The organism is Vagococcus sp. WN80Y, assembly GCF_059621045.1.
Map to the genome: position 1 here is coordinate 1 of NZ_JCAQHY010000007.1, position 21,254 is coordinate 21,254.

Here is a 21,254-nt window from a genome sequence, read left to right on the forward strand (position 1 = left end):
AGACAAAACTTCAAGGAGGAATACTACGACCTCTATCTGTACGAAATAATCATACCCCTTATGGGGATGAAAAGGAACTATCAGAATAAATCTGATAACCTTATTATACGAGGAGGAATCATATGATTAAAGGAAATTGTCTATGTGGGGTCGTACATTACGAGATCAAGGAGATGAAAGGACCACTTGTTCATTGCCATTGTAACTATTGTCGAAAAGCACATTCAGCTCCCTTTTCGTCCAATTTAACTGCTCAAAAAAAAGACTTCACACTTATCTCTGGAGAAGAATTTTTAAAGTTTTATGAAGCGACAAAAGGCAAAAAGAGAGTTTTCTGCGCACGTTGTGGAAGTACATTATGGCATATCAAAGAAAGCACACCAGAAACAATGACATTCGAAATGGGGTGTATCGAGGAATTTTCAGATTTTGATAAACAAAATTTTTCAAGTTATCATATTTATCGCTGTTCAGATAAGCCATGGCTTCACTATGAAGGTCTTGAGGAATATCAAGGAATGCAGTAAAAATTGAGAGTTGTTTCAAACTAAATTCTTGGACCATTTGTAACAGCTATTTTCAGCTTACTCTCACAAATAAAATTAAGCTGAAAATAGCAATCACTAGAGGTATAGGTGCTAAAAAACTAGGCTATCAGAATAACTGAAGATCAGTGAAACTTGCCAAGATCACACCCCATGTCTTTAAGTATTAATAGCTAAAACTAAACAATTATCTGTCTAGCAGTAATAATTAAAGTTTGCAACGTATGAAAAGCTACAACTTATTGAGCTTTTAACCGTATCTGACTATTTTTTTCCTTAATGTAACGTGTCAACTCCGCCGTTAAATGATAATTCATGAATGGCGTCATCAAGTAAACACCTGTAAAATCACGACAAATTATGTCAATCAATTCTTTCGCAATTATCACACCCACTTCAGCTTCATTGCCATTCTTTTCAGCTTCCTTCATCCGTTGGCGAGTCTGATCTGTCAGCACAATTCCAGGTACTTCATTATGTAAAAACTCAGCATTCCGACTAGAAACTAGTGGAATTACACCAATAAAAACAGGTATCGTAATAGCTGATTCTCTCATCACTTCCTTTAATAGCGTCACTCGATCACCATCAAAAATCGGCTGTGTGATAAAAAAATCTGCCCCAGCCGCTTGCTTCTTCTTCAACAAACGACCTGCTCGTTCAAAGCGCGGTAAATTGAGATTTAATGCAGAAGCAACCTGAAAATCAGCCTTTTCTCCCATATTTTTTCCAGTATACGATAGACCTTCATTGAACTTCTTAAATAAATTAATCAACTCAAATGAGTTAATATCATAAACTGAAGAAGCTCCCGGAAAATCGCCAACCTTCGCTGGATCGCCTGTCACCGCTAATACATCATGGATACCCAAAGTATGCAATCCCATAATTTGAGAATTTAAGCCGATTAGATTATGATCTCTCGTCGTCAAATGAACTAATGGCCGAATATCGAAATCATGCTTCAAGATTGCTGCAAGAGCCAAATTACTGATGCGCGCACTTGCTAAAGAATTATCCGATAAAGTGAGAGCATCAACACCAGCCTTCTTAAGTTTCACAGCCCCTTTGAAAAAAGTCGTCGTATTTAATGTTCGAGGCGGTGCTAATTCAACAATAACCGTATATTCTCGTTCCAGTTGCTCAACTAAACGGGGCCTCTGTCTTTCAGATTGCTGCTTTAAAGCAATATCAGCCAAAGGAATAACCTCTTTATTTTTTATAAGGCTCAAATCCGTCAGACCTTTACGGTAAGCAGCAATGTGCTCCGGCGTCGTTCCACAGCAACCACCAATCAACCCAAGACCTTCCTGCCTAAACAGTTCACCAAACCCTTGAAAATAATCGACCTCATTCTCATAGACAATTTTTCCGTCTTGAAGAGCTGGAAAACTTGCATTAGGAAACGCCCCTAAAATGACAGAACTATGAATCGGGACAGATTCAAAACTTTTAGCCATAAAATGAGGCCCTAAATGACAATTTATCCCGACGACATCTGCTCCTAATTCAGCTAATTCATCCAAAGCAGACGCCAACGTTTGACCATTTTGCAAATAGCCAACTTCATGTAAAGTCACATTAGTGATAATCGGGAGAGTCGTTGCCTGACGCGCTATAGCTAAAACAGTCTTTAATTCCTCTAAATCATAATAGGTTTCTAACAAAATTCCGTCGACTTGAGCTACTAATAAACTGTATAACTGTTCCTTAAATCCGCGAACGATTTCCGTTAAAGAAGGTTGATTTATCTTCGCATCAATCGCTCCTCGTATGCCACCAATCGTCCCGATTACAAAAGTATCAGTCTCCGCTACAGCTTCACGTGCAATCATCACTGCCGCTTCATTAATTTCTTGAACCTGATCTTCTAACCCATAACGAGCTAACTTAAGGTAGTTAGCTCCATAAGTGTTGGTTTGAATAATGTCAGCGCCAGCCTCGATATACGCTTGATGAATCGCCCTAATCGCCTCTGGATGAGACAAATTTAACTCTTCCTGAGAGCGATCAATCCCGTACTGGTAAAGCATAGTGCCCATTGCGCCGTCTGCTATTAATAATTTTGAGCCTAATGCCTCTTTCAATCCCATGATGGGTCACCAACTTTCCCTTTAGTTAACTTGATACTCTTGTCGAACAATTTTAGTTGCTTCAACTAGTTTAGCCAAGGCCGCAATCGTTTCTGGTTCTTTCCGCGTTTTCAGCCCACAATCAGGATTAATCCAAAATTGTTCAACAGGAATAACCTGTAACGGACGTCTAATATTTCCTAATAGTTCCTCCAAACTCGGGACCCGTGGACTATGAATATCATAAATCCCTAGACCAATCTCTTTATCGTAGGTATGCTGCTCAAAAGTCGAAATGATTTCGCCATGACTACGTGAGGCTTCAATGGAAATCACATCTGCATCTAGCGCATTAATCGTCTCAATCACATCGTCAAACTCGGCATAACACATGTGAGTATGTATTTGCGTCTCATTAGCAACAGAAGTGGTCGTCAATTTAAATGAATAAACCGCCGCATCCAAGTAGGCTTCCCAACGCGACCGTTTCAAAGGAAGGCCCTCTCGTAAAGCTGGCTCATCTACTTGAATAATGTTAATCCCTGCCGCTTCTAGCGCCTCAACTTCTTTCCTAAGCGCTAAACCAATTTGATTGCCTACCACCGTTTTTGGTACATCGTCACGAACAAAGGACCAATTGATTATCGTTACCGGAGCGGTCAACATTCCTTTAACTGGACGCGTGGTCAACGATTGAGCATAGACACTTTCCTTAACTGTAATCGGCTCAATAAATGCCACATCACCATAGACCAACGGTGGACGAACTGCTCGTGATCCATAAGATTGAACCCAGCCGAAAGTCGTGGCTTGAAAACCTGCCAACTTTTGACCAAAATACTCAACCATGTCAGTTCGTTCAAACTCACCATGAACGAGCACGTCAATATCTAACTCTTCCTGAATAGCAATCCAACGTGCTATCTCACTTTCAATAAACGTCTCGTAATCTTTTTGAGACACGTCCCCTTTCAGCCAAGCAGCCCGTTTTTGACGTACCTCTGGTGACTGCGGAAAACTACCGATTGTCGTGGTTGGTAATAATGGCAGATTTAACCATGCCTTTTGCGCCTTAATCCGTTCGGAAAATGGTGATCGGCGTTCGTTGTTTAGTTCAGCCAACCCAGCAATTGCTGCTTTAACCTCTGAGTTATTTCGATCAGGCGAATCATTTAATGCGGTCAAGGCTTGCTGATTAGTACTCAATTCATCTCGCACAGCCTCTTTCCCTTGATTCACTGCTTTTGTTAAAATCGCTAATTCTGATAGTTTTTCATCAGCAAATGCCAGACCTCCTAATAGAACAGAGTCAAGCTTTGTCTCATTAGCTTTGGTTATTGGAACATGAAGTAAACTATTTGAAGGCTGTAGCCATAACTGCTCAGGACTGACTAAAGTTAATAGTTCCTTCACTGTGGCTAATTTCTTAGTTAGGTCACTCGCCCAGACATTTCGTGCATCAATAAGTCCTGCCGCCAAAATTTTATCTTTCGGAAAACCAACTTCTTTTAATTGAGCCAATGTCTCACCTTGATCATGAACAAAATCTAGGCCAATGGCGGCAACAGGTAACGACACTATTGTTTGTAGCTCGTCAACACTTTCGAAATAAGATTGCAATTCAATATTTAATTCTGGAGCCGCTTCACTTAATCGTTGATAAGTTGTTTGATAGCGCCCTAAATCTTCCTTAGATACCTCAGTTACTAAATAGGGCTCATCGATTTGGACCCATTTAACACCTACTTCTGCAAGCTCCTTTAGAACCTGTTGATAAACTGGAATAAATTGATCAAGTAGCTCATCAAATTGAGCAGGCTCGTAGCCTTTACCTAATTTTAAATAAGTTATCGGTCCAACAATTACTGGTTTCCCATCAATCCCTAACGCCTCTTTCGCTTCTAAATAATAGCTTAACCAACGATTATCCCTTAATTCTGGCCTAACATTCCCTAGTTCTGGCACAATATAATGATAATTGGTATTAAACCACTTAGTCATTTCTGATGCGACTCCCAAGTCGTTTCCACGAGCAATATCAAAGTATGTTGTCAACGAGTCGCTCTCTGTCTTTTGAAACCGTTCTGGAATCACATTAAACGCTACACTTGTATCTAAAATATGGTCATACAAAGAAAAATCTGCGACAGGAATCAAATCAATCCCTTTAATTTGCTGTTTTTTTAGAGAATCTAAACGTAATGCTTTAGTCGTTGACAATAGCTCCTCGCGACTACTTTGACCACTCCAATAGCGTTCTAAGGCGCGTTTCCATTCTCTTTTTTCTCCTAAACGTGGGTATCCTAAATTCGAACTTTTTACTGCTGTCATCATCATCATCCTTTTCATTTTATTATCACTATCAATGCCTTAACTTTTTTACAAAAAAAACTCCCATCCTTGAATAAGTCTGCTAGCTGCACTTATTCAAGGACGGGAGTTTGATAAACAAACCAACGTGGTACCACCTTGTTTGCAAAATCATCACTGATTTTGCCTCTCCAAGTACTTGATAGTCTCACTTATCTATCGCATACTCTGACGCTATAATGGGCGTTCCCATCTTGAATTCACAGCTATCTGCTCACTCAAGCAACTCAAAGACCATTTTCAACTGTGTGTTGGCTGTCCTCTTTCACCTAACAGGACTCTCTGTAAAACTTTCATCACAATTTACTTTTCTCATCAACGTTTTTCTCATTATTTTTTAATATCAATTTAACTTATTCATCATATTAGCAGACTAAAAAACACTTGTCAACATTTTTATAAAAAAAGATTTTGTTATCTAAAACAGAGATAACAATCAATCTGATTTACCTATCAACTTAACTTTTTTGATGCTAAAATTACAAGCACCCATTATTATCAACTCTTAATCTCTTGACAATCATCATAACTCCCTATTTAAGCTCAATAAAAAAAGCCTCTTGACTTATCACACCAAGAAGTTACTTGAACCAACTATTATTTTCTTTCAACTACCTTTTTTATCCCAAAGTCACACCACGCGTGACACCACTCGTTTTTTTAGTTCATTTTTGAATCTGGATGATAGCTGTAATTATCACCTATCTCTCCCCTTTTACAAGTCTCTATTACTTTTAGATTGGGCCTTACCTAAACTCTTATAATTACTAATTTTCTTCTATTCGTTTGTCACACCACTCGTGACACTACTCGTTTTTTTAGTTCACTTTTGAATAAAGGAAATAGTTGTAATTATTACCCATCTCTCCCCTTTTACATGTCTCAATTACTTTTAGATCAGGCTTTGACTTAACTCTCTAACTCTTATAATTACTAATTTTCTTCTATCCATTTGTCACACCACGCGTGACACCACTCGTTTTTTTATCATTTAAAAATAAGCTCCTCTTAAGGAATTCATTCATTAACTGAACTGATCCTATCATATAACTACCCAGGTAACTGATAAAGATTAGCCAACCCCATAATCCTACTATTTAGTCCAGTGTACCACAGTTTCCCCACTAATTGTACACGCTACCATTATTTCTTTTTACTCACAATAAAAAGAATGGTCATTGTCCAAGATTCCTAATATTCTGCCAATAACTTTAGATAATCAGAGAGACAAGCCTATTACTATCAACCGTAAACCTATTTTTATCCTAATAAATAGCATATAGATAAATATGACAGACGAGTCCTTTTGTTTATCAAAAACACCAGCATAAGAGAGACAACAGTCTAGCTCTATGATGGTGTGATTAATATTATGCGGTTGATGAGATTTGAACTCACACGAGGGTTGCCCTCGCTACCCCCTCAAGGTAGTGCGTCTGCCGTTCCGCCACAACCGCTAATCATAACTAAGAAAGCAGTTACCTGATTTATTATAAGGGGCCCTGTTACTTTTGTCAACAACATAAAAATTGAGAAATAGTCAGCCAACACACTGACTATTTCTCAATTCAACTGACTCTCCTTTTAAGAAAGAGCCACATCTCGCTTATTAAAGATTGCTAATGTTGCACTAAAAATTAGGACAATATAGATGATAATCCCTACGACAGTTGCCGTAATACTTAAATTTCCACCCGCTAAATAATTCACATCCAAAACTTGATTATTCAATCCTAATAAATTGAATAAGATCCATTTCAACCAATTGTACTTCTCGATCAAACTTGGCAAAACTTGACCTAAAATACTACCAGAGAACAAGATCCCCATCCCGACCCCAACAGCCAATGCTTGTGAGCGAATGACCGCTGAAAAAAAGAATGCAATTGTAATGTACAAGATCATCAATAGCAAGTTGCTTCCAAAAAGCTGACTAGCAATTGTAATTGCAGTTTTTGCCCCCATCTCAGCCGAAAGCGGTACAGTCAACGACTGACTTGGTAGCATGAATGAAAAAGCAAAGGCTGAAGCAGCCATAACAACCGACGTTAGCAAGCCATAGAAAATCGTCACAATATATTTTGACCACAGGATTTGCATACGACTATAAGGTCGAATTAACAATAATTTTATAGTGCCACCAGAAAACTCCGTTGCAATAATCATACTAGCAATGATGACAGCAAACAACGTTCCTAAAATGTATATTTGACCATAGCTACTAAAAAATTGGGCTCCCGTTGTTCCTTTTTGAGGATCAGCAGGTACCTGACCTTTCTTTTGATACGCTTGATAATAAGCCAATTCTTTTTTTGTTAGCTTAATTAATTCTTTATTATACTTTTTAGGTTGAGATTGATACGTTTCTAAATTTTTTTCAAGAGTCGTGATTGTTTTTTCTAATGACAACGATACTTCTTTAAGTTCTTCATTTTCAGCCTGCTCACTGTTCCACAATTCTTGTTGGCTAATAATTGAACCATCCTTTTTTTCATAAGCAGTCATCCCACCCTTAAATTCATAAGATTCATTCGACTGCTGATAATAACTCTTCATAGAGTCATTACTTTTCACTATAATAAACGCCATACCAAACATACAAAGTACCAATACAATTTGCATGATCCAACTAGCTTTACGTCCAAATAATTTAACCAGTTCATTTTTTATCAATGCTATCATTATAGTGATCCTCCTTTCGTAAGCTCAAAGAATCGCTCTTCCAGAGAGGCGGATTTAGCAGATACAGCAAAGATAGCTTGCTCATTTCTAACTAATTCATCAATCACCATTGGTACTTCCTCTTCGCTTATAATCACCTCAAGGACTTGAGGCTCTCTCACTTCTGACTCAACCTCGATGTTAACAAGAACTGCCTGAGCAGATACCGCATCTTCCACTTTAAACAGATACTTCGTACTAGCCTCGTCGACCATCTCCGTCATCGTTTCAATATGAGTCAATTCCCCCTTTTCAATAATAGCAAAACGATCTGTTATTTGTTGAATTTCACTCAGTAAATGACTCGAAATCAAAACAGCCGTCCCCTGAGCAGACACTTCACGAATTATTTCTCGAAATTCAGCCATCCCTTGTGGATCCAGTCCATTTGTCGGTTCATCTAAAATTAAAATAGCAGGTTTATGCAGCAACGCCTGAGCTAATCCCAAACGTTGACGCATCCCTAACGAATAGGTTTTAACCTTTTGATTGATTGCCTCTGTTAATTTAACGCGCTCAACAATTTCTTTCATCCGCTCATCTGTAATTGACTTGCGGCTCATTCTTGCAAACTGCTGAAGATTAGCCCACCCTGATAAATACATATAGAATTCAGGATTTTCAATAATTGCGCCCACTTCATTGATTGTCCCTTTAAAATCAACACTGACATCTACCCCATTAATCATAACTGTTCCCGATGAACGTCTAATAAGGCTGACAATTGCCCGTATAATGGTCGTTTTCCCCGCACCATTTGGACCTAATAATCCAAAGACCTCTCCTTGATAAACATCAAAATTAATGTTTCGTACAATCGATTTTTTACCAACATTCTTTGACAAATTTTTTATCTGTAGCACAGATTTTCCCATAATTCTCCTCCTGCTCAATACTCTCTTACTTGATTATAAGCCCAGTATACGTTAAAAAATTAATTTAAGACTCCCTCTTAAGACTTAAAAATTCTTCTTAATCACTCATCCTTAAGACTGACTAGCCCTCTAAAAAAAGAAATCAGCTCTCACATTGAGGCTGATTTCTTTTTTATTATCTAGTAACGCGATTAAAAAAACTAACGGCTTCTTCAATAAAATCGTCCTTAGTTTCTTCCAAGATAACGATAATTCCCGGTTTCTGTTCCCTTAAAAAAGCTAAAAACCAGTCAATATCCATCACGCCATGTCCAAAAGCGACAGGAACGATTTGACCTTCTGATACAATAAAATCCTTCAAATGAATCGCATCAATTTTAGGGCCAAATAAATCAAATGATTTTTTTATCAAGTCTTTTTGCTCTAAATAGCTTTTAGCGGTTATCAAGTTGGTCGGGTCTAAAATAATTTTTAAATTGGGAGAATCAACCGCCTCAATTAACGCTTGTGTCTTGTCCGGTGAATAAATAGGGTGATTGATTCCAGGTTCAATGCCTACTAACGTTCCATATTTTTCGGCCATCTGTGTGAGGCGAGACACAGATTGAACCACCAGTTGAAATGCTTCTTCCGTATAGTTTTCAGTTGTATAACGAATCGTCGAATGAACGCAACCCGTTTCAGTTGCAACCAAAGGCGACCCAAAGCACCCTGCAAAACTTAGATATGTTTCAAAACGAGCCAAAGCCTCCTCTCTTTGAACCAAATCGGGATGAATCATATTAATATAGCAACTTAATATCCCAATTGTTACGTCCCTCTCTCTAAAAGTTCGACGAACAGCAACCGCTAAGCCCGAAGTTAATTTTGACAATGGTGTCACCAGTTCTGGAAAAGACATGTTAAAAGCAAATTGCACATAATTAATTTGCTTCCTTTGAAGAGACAGTGCCAGCTCTTCTATCGTTTTTTGGCCAGATACATCGTGACCGCGTACTCCAATTGACAACATTCGATCAACTCCCTCTCTCTTTTGAAAATGATACAATTACTCTACCGTAAGCTGGTAAAATCTGATTGCCACTCATAGTTTGTTTTGTTAATAAATTCAGAGCAGTTTGACTAAGAGAATACTCACAAACCTCTCCTGTCATATTAGCCAAATAGAAATCAACTCGCTGATGATTTTCTCGCTGATAATTAATAATTCCTGGACTAACTGTCAAAAAATGATGAGTTGCATCATATAAAGCAATTTCTGCTTGAATAAAATTATCCCACCATTTACTAGCAACGAGCTTTTCCGACTGAGCACCGACATACAGCACTTGCCCATTCTTCATTTGTTTTTTAGATACTACGGCTTTTCCTTTAGCCAAATCAGACGTCACCACACTCAAAGCTTGATCATCTTGCGCCACTTCGAAAGTAGTAATTAAGCCGTGTAACGAAACTGATTCGCTCTGATACTCCGCAACAATTGACATCCTTTGACAGCTGAATTGATTCACTTGAGTTAATCCAAGCCATTCTCCCAATTTACCCAAACCATGCCGATCAGACATAGCATGTTCCTGTGTTCGGTCTCCTGTCATCGGCCCCAAGATTACTTTCCCGCCTGCTTCTACAAAAACTTGTAAGCTCGCTTCTAAACTGGGCGACATGTATCGTAAATATGGAATCAAGACCAAGTTAAACTGCGACAAATCAGCGGTTTCTTGAATCACCTCTAACATTATGCCTTGTCCCCTAATCGAACTATAGTAATCCGTAATCAAGGTTCTATAGTCATAATTACCCCCTGTTTCAGTGTGATAAAATCGCTTAGCTTCATCTGAGTAAAGTAACGCAATTTTAGCTTTACCAATGTCCGTCTCACTTAAAAAAGGTCTTAATGTTTCAAGCAATTTCCCTGATTCTACTACGTCCTGATACCCTAGATCAGGCTCGCCCCACGCCGTAACGATCGTACTATGAGGCTGTTCAACTCCAAAGCAATGCCCCCGAAAATGCCAATATGTAAAAGCCTTTAGCCCCGCAGCAAAACCAATGAAAACCTCATTTTGTAAATACTGGGGTGGATGAGGATCAAGATACATTTCTAAATGTCCTGCATGCGAGGTAGACGTTTCAAGCAGTAGCATGTCAGGTGACTCCTTTAGATTGCGCCACAAATCTAGGTTCAATGAATAACCTGTATGAGTGGGGGCATAAGTATCAAATGCCGTTACATCCAACTCAGAAAAAAGCTCCTGATTATCCAAATTAAAGCCTAGTGCAGTATTATGCGTGATTGGTTTATCTGTCTCTGTTCGAATCGCGTGACATAAGCCATGAGTAAATTCATTCAATGACGAAGCTGTGAACCGCCGAAAAGCAGTCATTAAACTTGAATTATGGATAAACGGCGTGATAGTTGGCAAGACAACTTCTTCAAAAGACTCATATCTCTCACTCCAAATAACGGTTCCCCACGCTTGGTTTAAACTAGAGACTTGTTGATACTTCTGAGTTAACCAACTTTGCCAGCTTTCCTGACACGCCTCACAATAACAAAGATCCACATGACACTTAAATTCATTATCCAGCTGAATACCGATCACAGTCTCGTAAGCCTCTGCAACTTTAGCCACCTTTTTAGCCAACTGATATGCCTTCATACGAAAATAAGGGTTATTTGTGCAGGTATGTTGACGAGAACCATGGGCCATATAAGTACCATCTTGATTTTTAAGACGACTCTCAGGATAGTCTCGTGTTAACCATCTCGGTGGTGTTGGCGTTGGAATTCCTACCACCACCTTAATTTGTTGTGCTTGATAAAGAGCCAGAGTCTCCTCCAAAAAACGTAAATCATACTCGCCTTCTTTAGGTTCTAACTGGCTCCATATGAATTCACCAATTCTGGCAAAATTCATGCCAATTCGTTTCATATGGTTGATATCTGTCTCCAATGTCTCACGACTAATCACTTCGGGGTACATGCAGGCGCCATAATAGTACTCATCAAAGAAATCTGTTTCATCAAGTAAAGAGCTTAAACGATTAGCAATATAGGTTGCTATTTTTATTGCTCCAGTCGCTGATAGATGGGTATCATCTACTAATCCCAATGGATAGTTTGGCCACTCATCTACACCAAGATGGAGAAAATATCCCTTAACCTCTGACCATGAAGTCAACTGATAAAGTAAAAAACTATAACTATTCAAATCAATCACTTTTGTCATCGTATCAGCCGCAACTCGTTTAACGATTCGAGCTTCTTGATCCAATGTTTTGACAAACTCTCCCTCTTGAAACGACCGTCTCTCGAGCGGTGTACACAAAATAGCTTGGGCGCCTAACTGAGACACTTGATTAACCATCTTCTTTAGATAATGGTAAAAGTCATTAGGTGTAACACCACTATCATTCTTTTGATCGTTGTGTCCAAATTGAATTAAGACCACATCTCCTTGGTCTAACTCAGCTAATAAACGCGCCCAAATCCCTTCTGAAATAAACGATTTTGTTGTCGCCCCACACTTAGCAAAATTAATAATCTGCCACTTGGCCTTTGGATATAATATCTGCTTTAAGCTCTGTCCCCAACCAGTCATTGGTACTTGTGAATCAGGGTAGTCCGCAACCGTAGAATCACCTGCTAATAAAATTTTCACTTGTTTCCCTCCTAAATTAGTCATATTTTCTCACCTTAACCAGAAAAAATGATGAGACAAAAATGCCACATCATCTTTTCATTGCTATAAAACTCACTTTAAGTAAAGTGACTAAATAAAGTCATATAAATATTCCGAAAAAGCTAAGACTACTAAAGATTGACCATATGGCATCGCTGTAATTGGGATAGTCCGGTAATAATCCAAATCTTGTCCCATTCCAGTTCCTACAGACACATTTTGGACCTCCCCCTCTTCACTTATTTGCTGGCACAAAGCACGAATGGCTTTTTCAGCAGATGCTTTCAGTTCTGGTTTAATATACCCTTTGCGGACCGCTTTAAAAATTCCGTAGGCAAATCCCGCCGTACATGATGATTCCTCATATGAAGTTGGCTCTAAAATTAAGGTAGACCATAAGCCACTCTCCTTTTGATACTCGACTAAAGTCTCAATTTGTGAGCTCAGGGTTTCAACTAAAAAGTTGCGAAGTCCATCTCCTTCTGGCAAGGCCAAAATATCAATAATCTCAGGAATAGCAATTGTTACCCAACAATTCCCTCTCCCCCACAAGGCTTCAGCATAATGATGATTCCCCTCAAATGTCCAGCCATGATACCAAAGCCCCGTCTGACAATCAACTAGGTACTTAATATGAAGCATAAATTGCCTCTTGGCTTCTTCAATATAGCGCTCTTCCTTTAGCAAAACACCAATCTTAGCCAAAGGCAAAACTGTCATCATTAACGTATCATCCCAAAGCTGTTGAACATTTTCAGGGCCATAAGTCAGATGTTCAAAACCACCTTCTCTTGTTTTAGGTAATTCATTCATTGCCCAGTCAGCCCATGTTTCAAGATACGGTAGCAATCGCTGATCACTAGTTTCTTCGTATAAAAAAGCCATCGTCAATAATGGTGCCATTGTGTTTATATTTTTAGGTGGAGCCCCTATCTCCAATTGGTTTTCAAACCAATCCGTAACAATCTTTAGAGCTTGAGGATCGCTGGTTAATTGGTAGTATTTAAAAATCCCATAAAGCCCAACACCCTGAGGCCAATTCCAAACATTCCAGCTTTTATCATCCACAACCCGCTCTTTAAAATGAATTAAAAACTCTCCACTATCTTTGATAGTCGTTAAATTTCCCATCATTTTGTGAATATGATCAATTATTTCACTACGTTCTACCGCATGCTCTACTGTATTATGATCTCTTTTCATAACTCATTCCTCTTTCTTGGCGCAAACTGACTTATTTTAAGCCAGTCGTGCTGATGCCTTCAACGATATACTTTTGAAACATGAAGAAAATAATAATAACCGGAATCAAGGAGATGACTGACATGGCAAACATTGCGCCCCAATTGGAACTACTTGATGAATCTAAAAATTGTTTAAGTGCGATTGATACCGTGTATTTTTCAGGTTTAGTCAAATACAGCATCGGTCCAATCAATTCTTCCCATTTCCAATAAAAAGAAAAAATTGCTGAGGTTGCTAATGACGGTTTTATCAAGGGTAAAATTACTCTGAAAAAGATTCCAACACGACCACAGCCATCCATTTTAGCTGCCTCATCTAGTTCAACTGGCAAGCCACGAATAAATTGAACCATTAAAAAGATGAAGAAAGCTTGACCAAAAAATGATGGAACAGTTACTGGAAATAAGGTATTAACCCAGTTAAGTTTATTAAACCATAAATACTGAGGCACCATGATTATTTCTGCTGGTAGCATCATTGTCACTAACACACAGGCAAACCAAAACCCCTTTCCTTTAAATCTAATTCGGCCAAAGCCATATGAAATAACAGCTGAAGAACAGACTGCACCAATTGTTGCAATGATCGCAATTCGCAAGGAATTGAAAATATATTGCCAAAATTTAATGCCAGCTATCCCCTCAAAACCAGTAATAAAGTTAGCCACCGTCCATTCCCTTGGAAACAATTCAGTCGCCGTTTTAAAGATGTCACCATTTGGCTTGAACGAACTAAAAATTAACCAAAAAACCGGGTATAGCAATAAAATTGCGACGACTAAAATAATCCCATCAACAATGTAATTTCTACTTTTTGTCTTCTCCATTCCTTACACCTCCTCTGATTCTGAAAATACCCAAAACTTAGATGTTGCAAATAGCAGCAGCGTAACGAGCCCAACAATCACTAATAAAATCCAAGCGAGTGCCGAAGCATAGCCCATCTTAAAGTCAGCAAAGGCTTTTTGATAGACGTATAGTGAATACACTAAAGTCCCATTTCGCGGCGCGCCAGTTCCGTTAGAAATAATGTAGGCAGGTGTAAAGGTCAAGAATGATTGAATAGTTTGCATGACCAGATTAAAAAATATAATGGGAGTCAAGCAAGGTAAAGTTATACTGAAAAATTGGCGGATCTTACTTGCACCATCAATCTGTGCCGCTTCATAATAATCTATCGGAATATTTTTTAGCCCTGATAAAAAGACTAGCATCGAAGAGCCAAATTGCCAACCGGCCAGTAAAATCAACGTTAATAACGCCGTCGTTGGATTTTTGAAAAAGTAGATTGACTCTAATCCTATTGAATTTAACAGACCATTTATTAAACCAGCGTCTCCAAAAATATTACGCCACATAATTGAGACAGCTACACTCCCACCAATTACTGATGGGATGTAGAATAGCACACGGTAAACGCCTGATAATTTTGATGGTCGATTAATGAGCATCGCAACCGCTAATGCCATCATTAACCGAAGTGGAACAGCCATGATAACATAGCGGACGGTCACACTTAATGATTGTCTAAATTTTGGATCATCAAAAAATATTTTTTTAAAGTTATCTAATCCAATAAACTTTGCTTCTGTTAGCATGTCGTAATTTTGAAAGGCCATAAATAATGAAATTCCCATAGGTACAACTATAAACATGAGAAACCCAATAATAAAAGGCGAAATAAACAGATAACCTGAAACTAGATCCTGACGGTCACTGGACATTTTTTTAAAGAACTTCATTTTTTCACCCTATTCCTTAGTCAGTATAATTTTCTGAAAAAATTTCCTCTGCTTTTTCTACAAAACTATCGTAGGCTTCAGCAGGAGTCATCGTGTCGTAAGTAATCTCAGCATATAAATCTTTAAAGTGGTTATTTAATTCTGAATAGCCAATTGGCGGAACAGGTGAAGCCTCTCCCACAATATCAGCTACTTCCGTTAAATAATCGGCCGTTCTCTTTTCTGTATCAGACATGTCTGGATACAATAACTCTTTATTTTTATTATTTGATGGAATGCCTCGCTCAGTCCCGATGATTTTAGCCGCTTTTTCATCATTAACAATAAAATCGATAAATTTAGCTGCCTCATCTTTAACTTTCGACGTTTGAGCCATCGAATAGTAGAATGTCGGACGGTAATACAACGCTCCCGTTTCTTTTGCATCATACGGTAACTCTAAATTAAACTTAACATCGTCTCCTGCTGATTCCTGATACGTCACGTATTGATTTGTCCATGACTGCAATAAGCCCGCTTCACCTAACGAGAAGGGATTCTCATCAAAACTTTTAAGATTATTGACGACTTCTGCTGTTGGCAAAGCTCCTTCTTTAGCTAATTTTTGAATAGTTGTCATAAAATCAACAAAGTTTTCTTTTGAAAAGGCCAATTTTGGCTTGTCATCTTTACCATACTCGTAAAGTTCTTCCCCTTTAGTTCTTAAGTAATATTGCAACAAAACAGAGTTGTCTGAGACATCAATCCATCCGTAACTAGCAGTTTTGCTGTGAACATCACTTACACCTTTGGCTAAGTCGGCGAACCCCCAGTTGCTATAATCAAATTTAACCCCCGCCTTATCTAGTAATTCTTGATTAACAATCACAGACATAGCGTTCATACTCGGGGCAATCGCAAACAGTTTATCATTTAAACGAGCGGTATCAATTAAGCTTTCATCGATGTCTTCAATCCCAATGCCACCATCCTTTTTTACAAAATCTGCCAAATCGGCTAATTGATTTTTAACACCGTATTGGGCAACATAAGCTGCATCCATTTGCATCACATCAGGGAGCTCTCCAGCAGCCGATTTAGTCGCTAGCTTTTTCCAATAATCGTCCCAAGCTGAATATTCAAATTCTATGTCAATATCTGGATTCTCCTCTTCAAATAACTCAATCGCTTTGATATATTTTTCATGTCTAACCTCTGCTCCCCACCAAACAAACGACACTTTCTTTTTACCATCTTTCGATTCTGTACTGTCTTCTTTCTTGGTGCCACATGCTGTTAAGATACTTGTTAATAATAATGTGGTGATTAATAACTTACCTAATTTTTTCATATGCCTTTATTCTCCTTTTAACTGTTATCGCTTACAACTTTATTCTATGTCATCTCTACCTATTCTGGAATGTAAAAAACAGATAAAAACATTCAAATTTCGGATATCTTATTTTGATAATTTTATTCTTTGCTTTTTTTATATTCTATACAAATGCGATCAAATCAAAGTTTATAACGCTATTTTCTTTAGAAATATTAGTAATTTTGAATAAAATTAAACAAATTGCCCGTTGGTAAATCGATTTTTTATGTGTTATTCTAATTTTACAATCGCTTACAATCACTATTGAAGGAGAGTTTCATCATGACTACTATAAAAAACGGCTTAATGTCACTTTTTTCACTTATTAGCTTTATTGTATCCCTCAATTTGCTCTGGCTATTCTTTACATTATGTGGACTAATAATAGTTGGAATCGCCCCTGCAACTTGTGCAGTATTGAATGCAAGTCAACGTTACCTTAACACCAAGGAACCGACAACTTTTAAAGAATTCTTCTATGATTATCGTCATAACTTCAAAAGAAGCAATCATCTGCAACTACTTTTTTCTCTTTTAAGTGGTCTCATTTTGATTAATTATCGAATTTGTGTCGTCTATCTACCAGCTAATTTAGTAATTAGAGCAATCTATCTAAGTTTAGCAACTGTTCTTGTTTTGATCTATCTCTTTAGTTTATTCAATTTAATCAAATTTCCGTCCTATTCTTTAATGTCAATTATCAAATTAGCCTTATTTCTGACCTTCCGCTTTCCAGGAAAGAGTACTGCTTTAATTTTAAGTTTTTTCGGCTGCTTATTAGTTTTGACACTAAAATCGGCTTTACCACTACTATTTGGAGCCTCGCTACCTTTTCTCGTTGGGTTCGCCATTTATCAAGAAACGATTAAAACCGTTCGAAAAAAATTTCCATCTCTAGTAAATGAGGGATAACAGTGACTCGATTAGCGAAACAGACTCACACGCTCTCATTTAGCAAAAAAATTAAGTTAGCTGTCTTTTTTATTGGAGGTATTTCTTTAATTGTTTTATTAGTGATTAATATTATTTTTTGGGTCATCTATTCCAGGCAAATATATGAAAGTAACCAAGAAAAAATTACCTTTGCAAGTGCCAATCTCTATGAACATTTTGAAGCGATTGAAACATTTTCGTACAAATTAATCGGCAATGATTCCTTACAAACCAGTCTACAACAAACAAATAATCCTGATAATAATCACAGTGAAAAAATTAGATTGAAACAGGAGCTTCAATTAACTATCAATGCATTAGTATTAGACGAAAATGATATTCGCAGTGTTTTTTTACTCAACACTAATCTAGAAAATCAAGTCAACTTTATGGCAGACTCCAATCATTTAATCGACGATCTATCTACTGATGAATTGATCAATGCCTTACCCGATGAGCCTAGTAAAGGTCAATGGTTTTTTTCTGAAAACTTTAGTCGAGCTATCTACGCAAGGAAGATCTTTAACACTAAGCGACTGGCTCTCAATTACTTGGGAACGATTATCTTAACCGTTGATACTTCATTCATAGAGCGGACACTTAATGAACGAAAAGCTCCAACTTCAAGTGAATTATTTATCTTACACTACCAAGATAATTACTACACTAATTCCAAACTATCAACGAAGGCCTTTGGCAACTATCTCAAGCTAATTAACCAACCCAACTCACCAACTAACAATTACCGAATTACACGATTTAATGGCGAAAACTATTTTATTGTCGAAAATCAATCTACTGATCGTGCCTTCACTTTCTATTCTTTGCAACCAAATAAAGAGGTGATCAAGCGAGTCACCCATATTGAGTTGATCATTATTTTGACAACCTCAATTCTATTCGTCGCAATAATGGCTCTCATCAATCACTATATCAGCTCATTGATTGCGCCGATTAATCAGCTAGCAGCTAATATGACAAACTTTCAACAAAATAAAGATTTCAATCAATTGAAAAAAATCGCTTCTGTTCCAGATAATTCTGACGAAATTGGTGTTCTATATCAAAGCTACCAAACAATGATTGAAGAGATAGATCAGTTAATTTCACAAAATTATCAAGCCAAAATATTAGCACAAGAAATAGAATTCAAAGCTCTTCAAGCTCAACTTGACCCGCATTTTTTATATAATACGTTAGATTCAATTAACTGGCTTGCTCTTAGTAAAGAAGAAGTCGAAATATCTCAGATGGTGACCTCCTTAGCATTTCTTTTTAAGAAAAAAATTGACAACTCTTCTACCACTACGACTATCGAAGAGGAGCTAGAGCTTATTGATGCTTATATCGCCATCCAATCCATACGATTCCAAAATAGATTTACCTTTATTCCTGTTATTTTAGTTGATGATTTAAGTCGAGAAATTCCTAAACTAATCATTCAACCTTTGATTGAAAATTCTTTCAAATATGCAGTAGAAAAAATGACAACGCCTTGTTTAATCCAACTTAAAGTGATTGAAAAAGAAGATGTGTTAAGTATAAGTGTCTCGGATAATGGCCCAGGTTTTTCAATGCCTATTTTAGATATTGAGGCTAATCACGGAATCGGATTAAAAAATATTGCGGCTCGCTTAAAAGTCAAATTCGGTCCCAAAAGTGACTTAACTATCAGCTCAAGCGCCTACAATTTGACTGAAGTTAAGTTAACCATTCCAATTACTGATAGGAGGAGTCAGACATATGAAAAACATTTTAGTCGTTGATGATGAACCGATTATTGCCAATGGGATTACAGCGATGATTAATAGTTTTAAACTTGATTTAGAGGTTGTGGCAACCAGCTACTCTGCGACAGAAGCCTTGGTAATCAGTCAACAGAAACACCTAGATATTATCATTACTGATATTAATATGCCTGTTCTAAATGGTATTGAATTAATTAGACAAATTAGACAAAAAAATCCTAAAACACAAATTATCGTGCTAACAGGGTTTGGAACGTTTGAATACGCTAAGGAATCTATGGAACTAGGCGTAAGATATTTCATTCAAAAGCCGTGTCAACCAGATGAATTAAGGCGATCTCTTATAGACAGCCTCGAGCTGGTTGCTGAAACACAACAGATGCAGCAACTTAAGCTACAACAACTGATTGAATCGACCATCCTAGATAAAACAACATTACCTACGCTAGAAGTGCCTGATTTCTACTTGGTAATGTTTGATTCAAAATACTATCATCTCTTATCTAAGTGGTTTAACCAATACCTCAGTCCAGCAACATATTTATCAGGCTCGATCAAAAAAGCTGCTTACTATGTGATTTTCTCTGAGGCTTTTACTGCACAAGAGCTAATTAATAACCTGCCAGAAGAGACACTACCACGATGCAGCATTTTTCATTCAGATTTTATCTGTCTGGCAGAAATTTATGATGATTTCCGAACTGGCCTAAAAGCCTTTGAAAAAGAGTTTTATATGTCCATTATCACCGTCTTAACTAGTTACCAGCTTAGCAAAGCTAGCCGTGCACAAAAAGACAATCACTTGTATTTAGACTTTCGTCAAGCTATTTTTTCCTCAATCAATGCAGGAGAACTCACTAAAGCAGCTCAAGAAATTCGCTCATTCTTCAAGACTTGTCAAAAACTACTCTATCCTGTCAAATTATTACAAATTGAATGCAATGATTTAATCACAAAATTAATTGCCACTTATAAGATTCACACAGATAAATTAGCCAGTGAACTATCCATAAAAGTTGTATTATCAAGCTCCGTTGAAGAGTTAGAATACTTAGTTACCTCAATTTTTACTCTTGTAAAGGAAGTCAACTGTTCAACTGATGGTAATATTATTGCAAGTCTCAATCGAATTATTGAAGAACATTTTAGTAACGAAGAGCTATCTCTTAGATGGATCTCAAAAAATCTCTTATTTCTAAACCCAGAATATCTTGGAAAAGCTTATTATAAACAAACCTCTAAAAAATTTAATCAGCAACTTGTAGAATTTCGAATGGAAAAAGCGAAGAACTTGTTAGGGGAAGAATATCGAGTATATGAAGTTGCTAAACTCGTTGGGTTTGGCAATAACCCCGAATACTTTAGCCAAGTATTTAAAAAGCATACCGGAACTACACCTCATCGTTTCACAAAAATAAACAGTTAGGAAAACAACGCCTTGGAAAAAAAACTCATTTTACTCCAAGCATTGTATTTATCATGAAACGAATAGAGGGCGGAACTAAACTCCGCCCTCATTTTTACTTATGGTTCAGTATTGACATAATGATTCTTTTTGACTCCCACTCCTGAGGCAATTACTCTAAATAATTCTTCTGAAATAGCAAAATGCCCAAATCGTAATTGAGATCGCTTTTCTTGCCATTCGGGAAAATCACTCAGAGCTTGCAATGGAAGCTCTTTTTCAAGCTGATAGTAAGAGACATTCTTGCGATATGGCGTAAAATCGGGTGCCATCTCCACTTGATAAGCTTCCCCCACTTGAACTTGACCAAGGGCGGTAAATTTTTGATAAGGTTCAGTACCATTTAAACTCAATTTTGGACTATAATAAACAAGCCAATCACCAGCCTGCATTCGTGTCAAAGGTGCTTTTTTTCCATGATTTAGCTGACAAAAACCACCTCTAACACCTATTTCCACATGATTTTTGGAAACTACTCCTACCCAATAATTAGCCAGAATCG

The 21,254-nt window shown here is 37.5% G+C and carries 15 protein-coding genes, 1 tRNA gene and 1 other annotated feature; of the genes, 4 read left to right on the top strand and 12 right to left on the bottom strand.

Annotation, left to right across the window (positions count from 1 at the left end):
- The first annotated feature begins 122 nt into the window (after positions 1-122).
- Positions 123-527: a GFA family protein gene (locus AC5KOD_RS01550; RefSeq protein ID WP_496912792.1), complete on the top strand. Its 405-nt coding sequence runs from the start codon at positions 123-125 to the stop codon at positions 525-527.
- A 257-nt stretch (positions 528-784) separates the two neighbouring features.
- Here AC5KOD_RS01550 and AC5KOD_RS01555 read toward each other — a convergent pair whose 3' ends face one another.
- From AC5KOD_RS01555 to AC5KOD_RS01605, 11 genes are all read right to left on the bottom strand, one after another.
- On the bottom strand, positions 785-2,638 hold the full coding sequence (locus tag AC5KOD_RS01555) for a bifunctional homocysteine S-methyltransferase/methylenetetrahydrofolate reductase (protein ID WP_496912793.1): 1,854 nt from the start codon (positions 2,636-2,638) through the stop codon (positions 785-787).
- A 21-nt stretch (positions 2,639-2,659) separates the two neighbouring features.
- Positions 2,660-4,951, bottom strand: a complete 2,292-nt coding sequence (gene metE / locus AC5KOD_RS01560) for a 5-methyltetrahydropteroyltriglutamate--homocysteine S-methyltransferase (RefSeq protein WP_496912935.1) — start codon at positions 4,949-4,951, stop codon at positions 2,660-2,662.
- Between the two features lie 92 nt (positions 4,952-5,043).
- Positions 5,044-5,315: a binding site (T-box leader), on the bottom strand.
- A gap of 1,045 nt (positions 5,316-6,360) precedes the next feature.
- Positions 6,361-6,444: transfer RNA gene (locus tag AC5KOD_RS01565), tRNA-Leu, on the bottom strand.
- 127 nt (positions 6,445-6,571) lie between these two features.
- Positions 6,572-7,669, bottom strand: coding sequence for a DUF2705 family protein (locus tag AC5KOD_RS01570; RefSeq protein WP_496912794.1), 1,098 nt, complete (start codon positions 7,667-7,669; stop codon positions 6,572-6,574).
- Positions 7,669-8,583 carry an ABC transporter ATP-binding protein gene (locus AC5KOD_RS01575; RefSeq protein WP_496912795.1) on the bottom strand — a complete coding sequence of 305 codons (915 nt, stop codon included), beginning with the start codon at positions 8,581-8,583 and terminating at the stop codon, positions 7,669-7,671. The genes AC5KOD_RS01570 and AC5KOD_RS01575 overlap by 1 nt, the downstream gene beginning before the upstream one ends.
- A 175-nt stretch (positions 8,584-8,758) precedes the next feature.
- Positions 8,759-9,595, bottom strand: coding sequence for a sugar phosphate isomerase/epimerase family protein (locus AC5KOD_RS01580; RefSeq protein ID WP_496912796.1), 837 nt, complete (start codon positions 9,593-9,595; stop codon positions 8,759-8,761).
- A 4-nt stretch (positions 9,596-9,599) separates the two neighbouring features.
- Positions 9,600-12,245: a beta-galactosidase gene (locus tag AC5KOD_RS01585; protein WP_496912797.1), complete on the bottom strand. Its 2,646-nt coding sequence runs from the start codon at positions 12,243-12,245 to the stop codon at positions 9,600-9,602.
- 111 nt (positions 12,246-12,356) lie between these two features.
- Positions 12,357-13,469, bottom strand: a complete 1,113-nt coding sequence (gene bglB, locus AC5KOD_RS01590) for a beta-galactosidase BglB (protein WP_496912798.1) — start codon at positions 13,467-13,469, stop codon at positions 12,357-12,359.
- Between the two features lie 31 nt (positions 13,470-13,500).
- Entirely contained in the window at positions 13,501-14,337 is an 837-nt protein-coding gene (locus AC5KOD_RS01595) for a carbohydrate ABC transporter permease (RefSeq protein ID WP_496912799.1), read from the bottom strand.
- Positions 14,338-14,340: 3 nt separating this feature from the next.
- Positions 14,341-15,252 (bottom strand): carbohydrate ABC transporter permease, encoded by a 912-nt coding sequence (locus AC5KOD_RS01600; protein ID WP_496912800.1) that lies wholly within the window; start codon positions 15,250-15,252, stop codon positions 14,341-14,343.
- A 16-nt stretch (positions 15,253-15,268) separates the two neighbouring features.
- Entirely contained in the window at positions 15,269-16,582 is a 1,314-nt protein-coding gene (locus tag AC5KOD_RS01605; RefSeq protein WP_496912801.1) for an ABC transporter substrate-binding protein, read from the bottom strand.
- Between the two features lie 306 nt (positions 16,583-16,888).
- Between AC5KOD_RS01605 and AC5KOD_RS01610 the strand changes: the two genes are divergently transcribed.
- Genes AC5KOD_RS01610 through AC5KOD_RS01620 form a run of 3 tightly spaced genes read left to right on the top strand, consistent with a single transcriptional unit; the run spans position 16,889 to position 20,713 of the window.
- The gene (locus AC5KOD_RS01610) at positions 16,889-17,518 is read left to right on the top strand and encodes a YesL family protein (RefSeq protein ID WP_496912802.1); all 630 of its coding nucleotides are present in this window, start codon (positions 16,889-16,891) and stop codon (positions 17,516-17,518) included.
- Between the two features lie 2 nt (positions 17,519-17,520).
- Positions 17,521-19,305, top strand: a complete 1,785-nt coding sequence (locus AC5KOD_RS01615) for a sensor histidine kinase (protein WP_496912803.1) — start codon at positions 17,521-17,523, stop codon at positions 19,303-19,305.
- A complete protein-coding gene (locus AC5KOD_RS01620) occupies positions 19,283-20,713 on the top strand; it encodes a response regulator transcription factor (protein WP_496912804.1) in 1,431 nt (476 codons plus the stop codon). The genes AC5KOD_RS01615 and AC5KOD_RS01620 overlap by 23 nt, the downstream gene beginning before the upstream one ends.
- Positions 20,714-20,811: 98 nt before the next feature.
- Here AC5KOD_RS01620 and AC5KOD_RS01625 read toward each other — a convergent pair whose 3' ends face one another.
- Positions 20,812-21,249: an EVE domain-containing protein gene (locus AC5KOD_RS01625; protein ID WP_496912936.1), complete on the bottom strand. Its 438-nt coding sequence runs from the start codon at positions 21,247-21,249 to the stop codon at positions 20,812-20,814.
- Positions 21,250-21,254: the final 5 nt, after the last annotated feature.

What these genes read in the sequence shown, in the direction of transcription:
- AC5KOD_RS01580 (WP_496912796.1), bottom strand. Translation starts at nt 9,595, where the DNA reads ATGTTGTCAATTGGAGTACGCGGTCACGATGTATCTGGCCAAAAAACG.
- AC5KOD_RS01610 (WP_496912802.1), top strand. Translation starts at nt 16,889, where the DNA reads ATGACTACTATAAAAAACGGCTTAATGTCACTTTTTTCACTTATTAGC.
- AC5KOD_RS01620 (WP_496912804.1), top strand. Translation starts at nt 19,283, where the DNA reads ATGAAAAACATTTTAGTCGTTGATGATGAACCGATTATTGCCAATGGG.
- AC5KOD_RS01600 (WP_496912800.1), bottom strand. Translation starts at nt 15,252, where the DNA reads ATGAAGTTCTTTAAAAAAATGTCCAGTGACCGTCAGGATCTAGTTTCA.
- AC5KOD_RS01555 (WP_496912793.1), bottom strand. Translation starts at nt 2,638, where the DNA reads ATGGGATTGAAAGAGGCATTAGGCTCAAAATTATTAATAGCAGACGGC.
- AC5KOD_RS01550 (WP_496912792.1), top strand. Translation starts at nt 123, where the DNA reads ATGATTAAAGGAAATTGTCTATGTGGGGTCGTACATTACGAGATCAAG.
- AC5KOD_RS01595 (WP_496912799.1), bottom strand. Translation starts at nt 14,337, where the DNA reads ATGGAGAAGACAAAAAGTAGAAATTACATTGTTGATGGGATTATTTTA.
- bglB (WP_496912798.1), bottom strand. Translation starts at nt 13,469, where the DNA reads ATGAAAAGAGATCATAATACAGTAGAGCATGCGGTAGAACGTAGTGAA.
- AC5KOD_RS01575 (WP_496912795.1), bottom strand. Translation starts at nt 8,583, where the DNA reads ATGGGAAAATCTGTGCTACAGATAAAAAATTTGTCAAAGAATGTTGGT.
- AC5KOD_RS01605 (WP_496912801.1), bottom strand. Translation starts at nt 16,582, where the DNA reads ATGAAAAAATTAGGTAAGTTATTAATCACCACATTATTATTAACAAGT.
- metE (WP_496912935.1), bottom strand. Translation starts at nt 4,951, where the DNA reads ATGATGACAGCAGTAAAAAGTTCGAATTTAGGATACCCACGTTTAGGA.
- AC5KOD_RS01570 (WP_496912794.1), bottom strand. Translation starts at nt 7,669, where the DNA reads ATGATAGCATTGATAAAAAATGAACTGGTTAAATTATTTGGACGTAAA.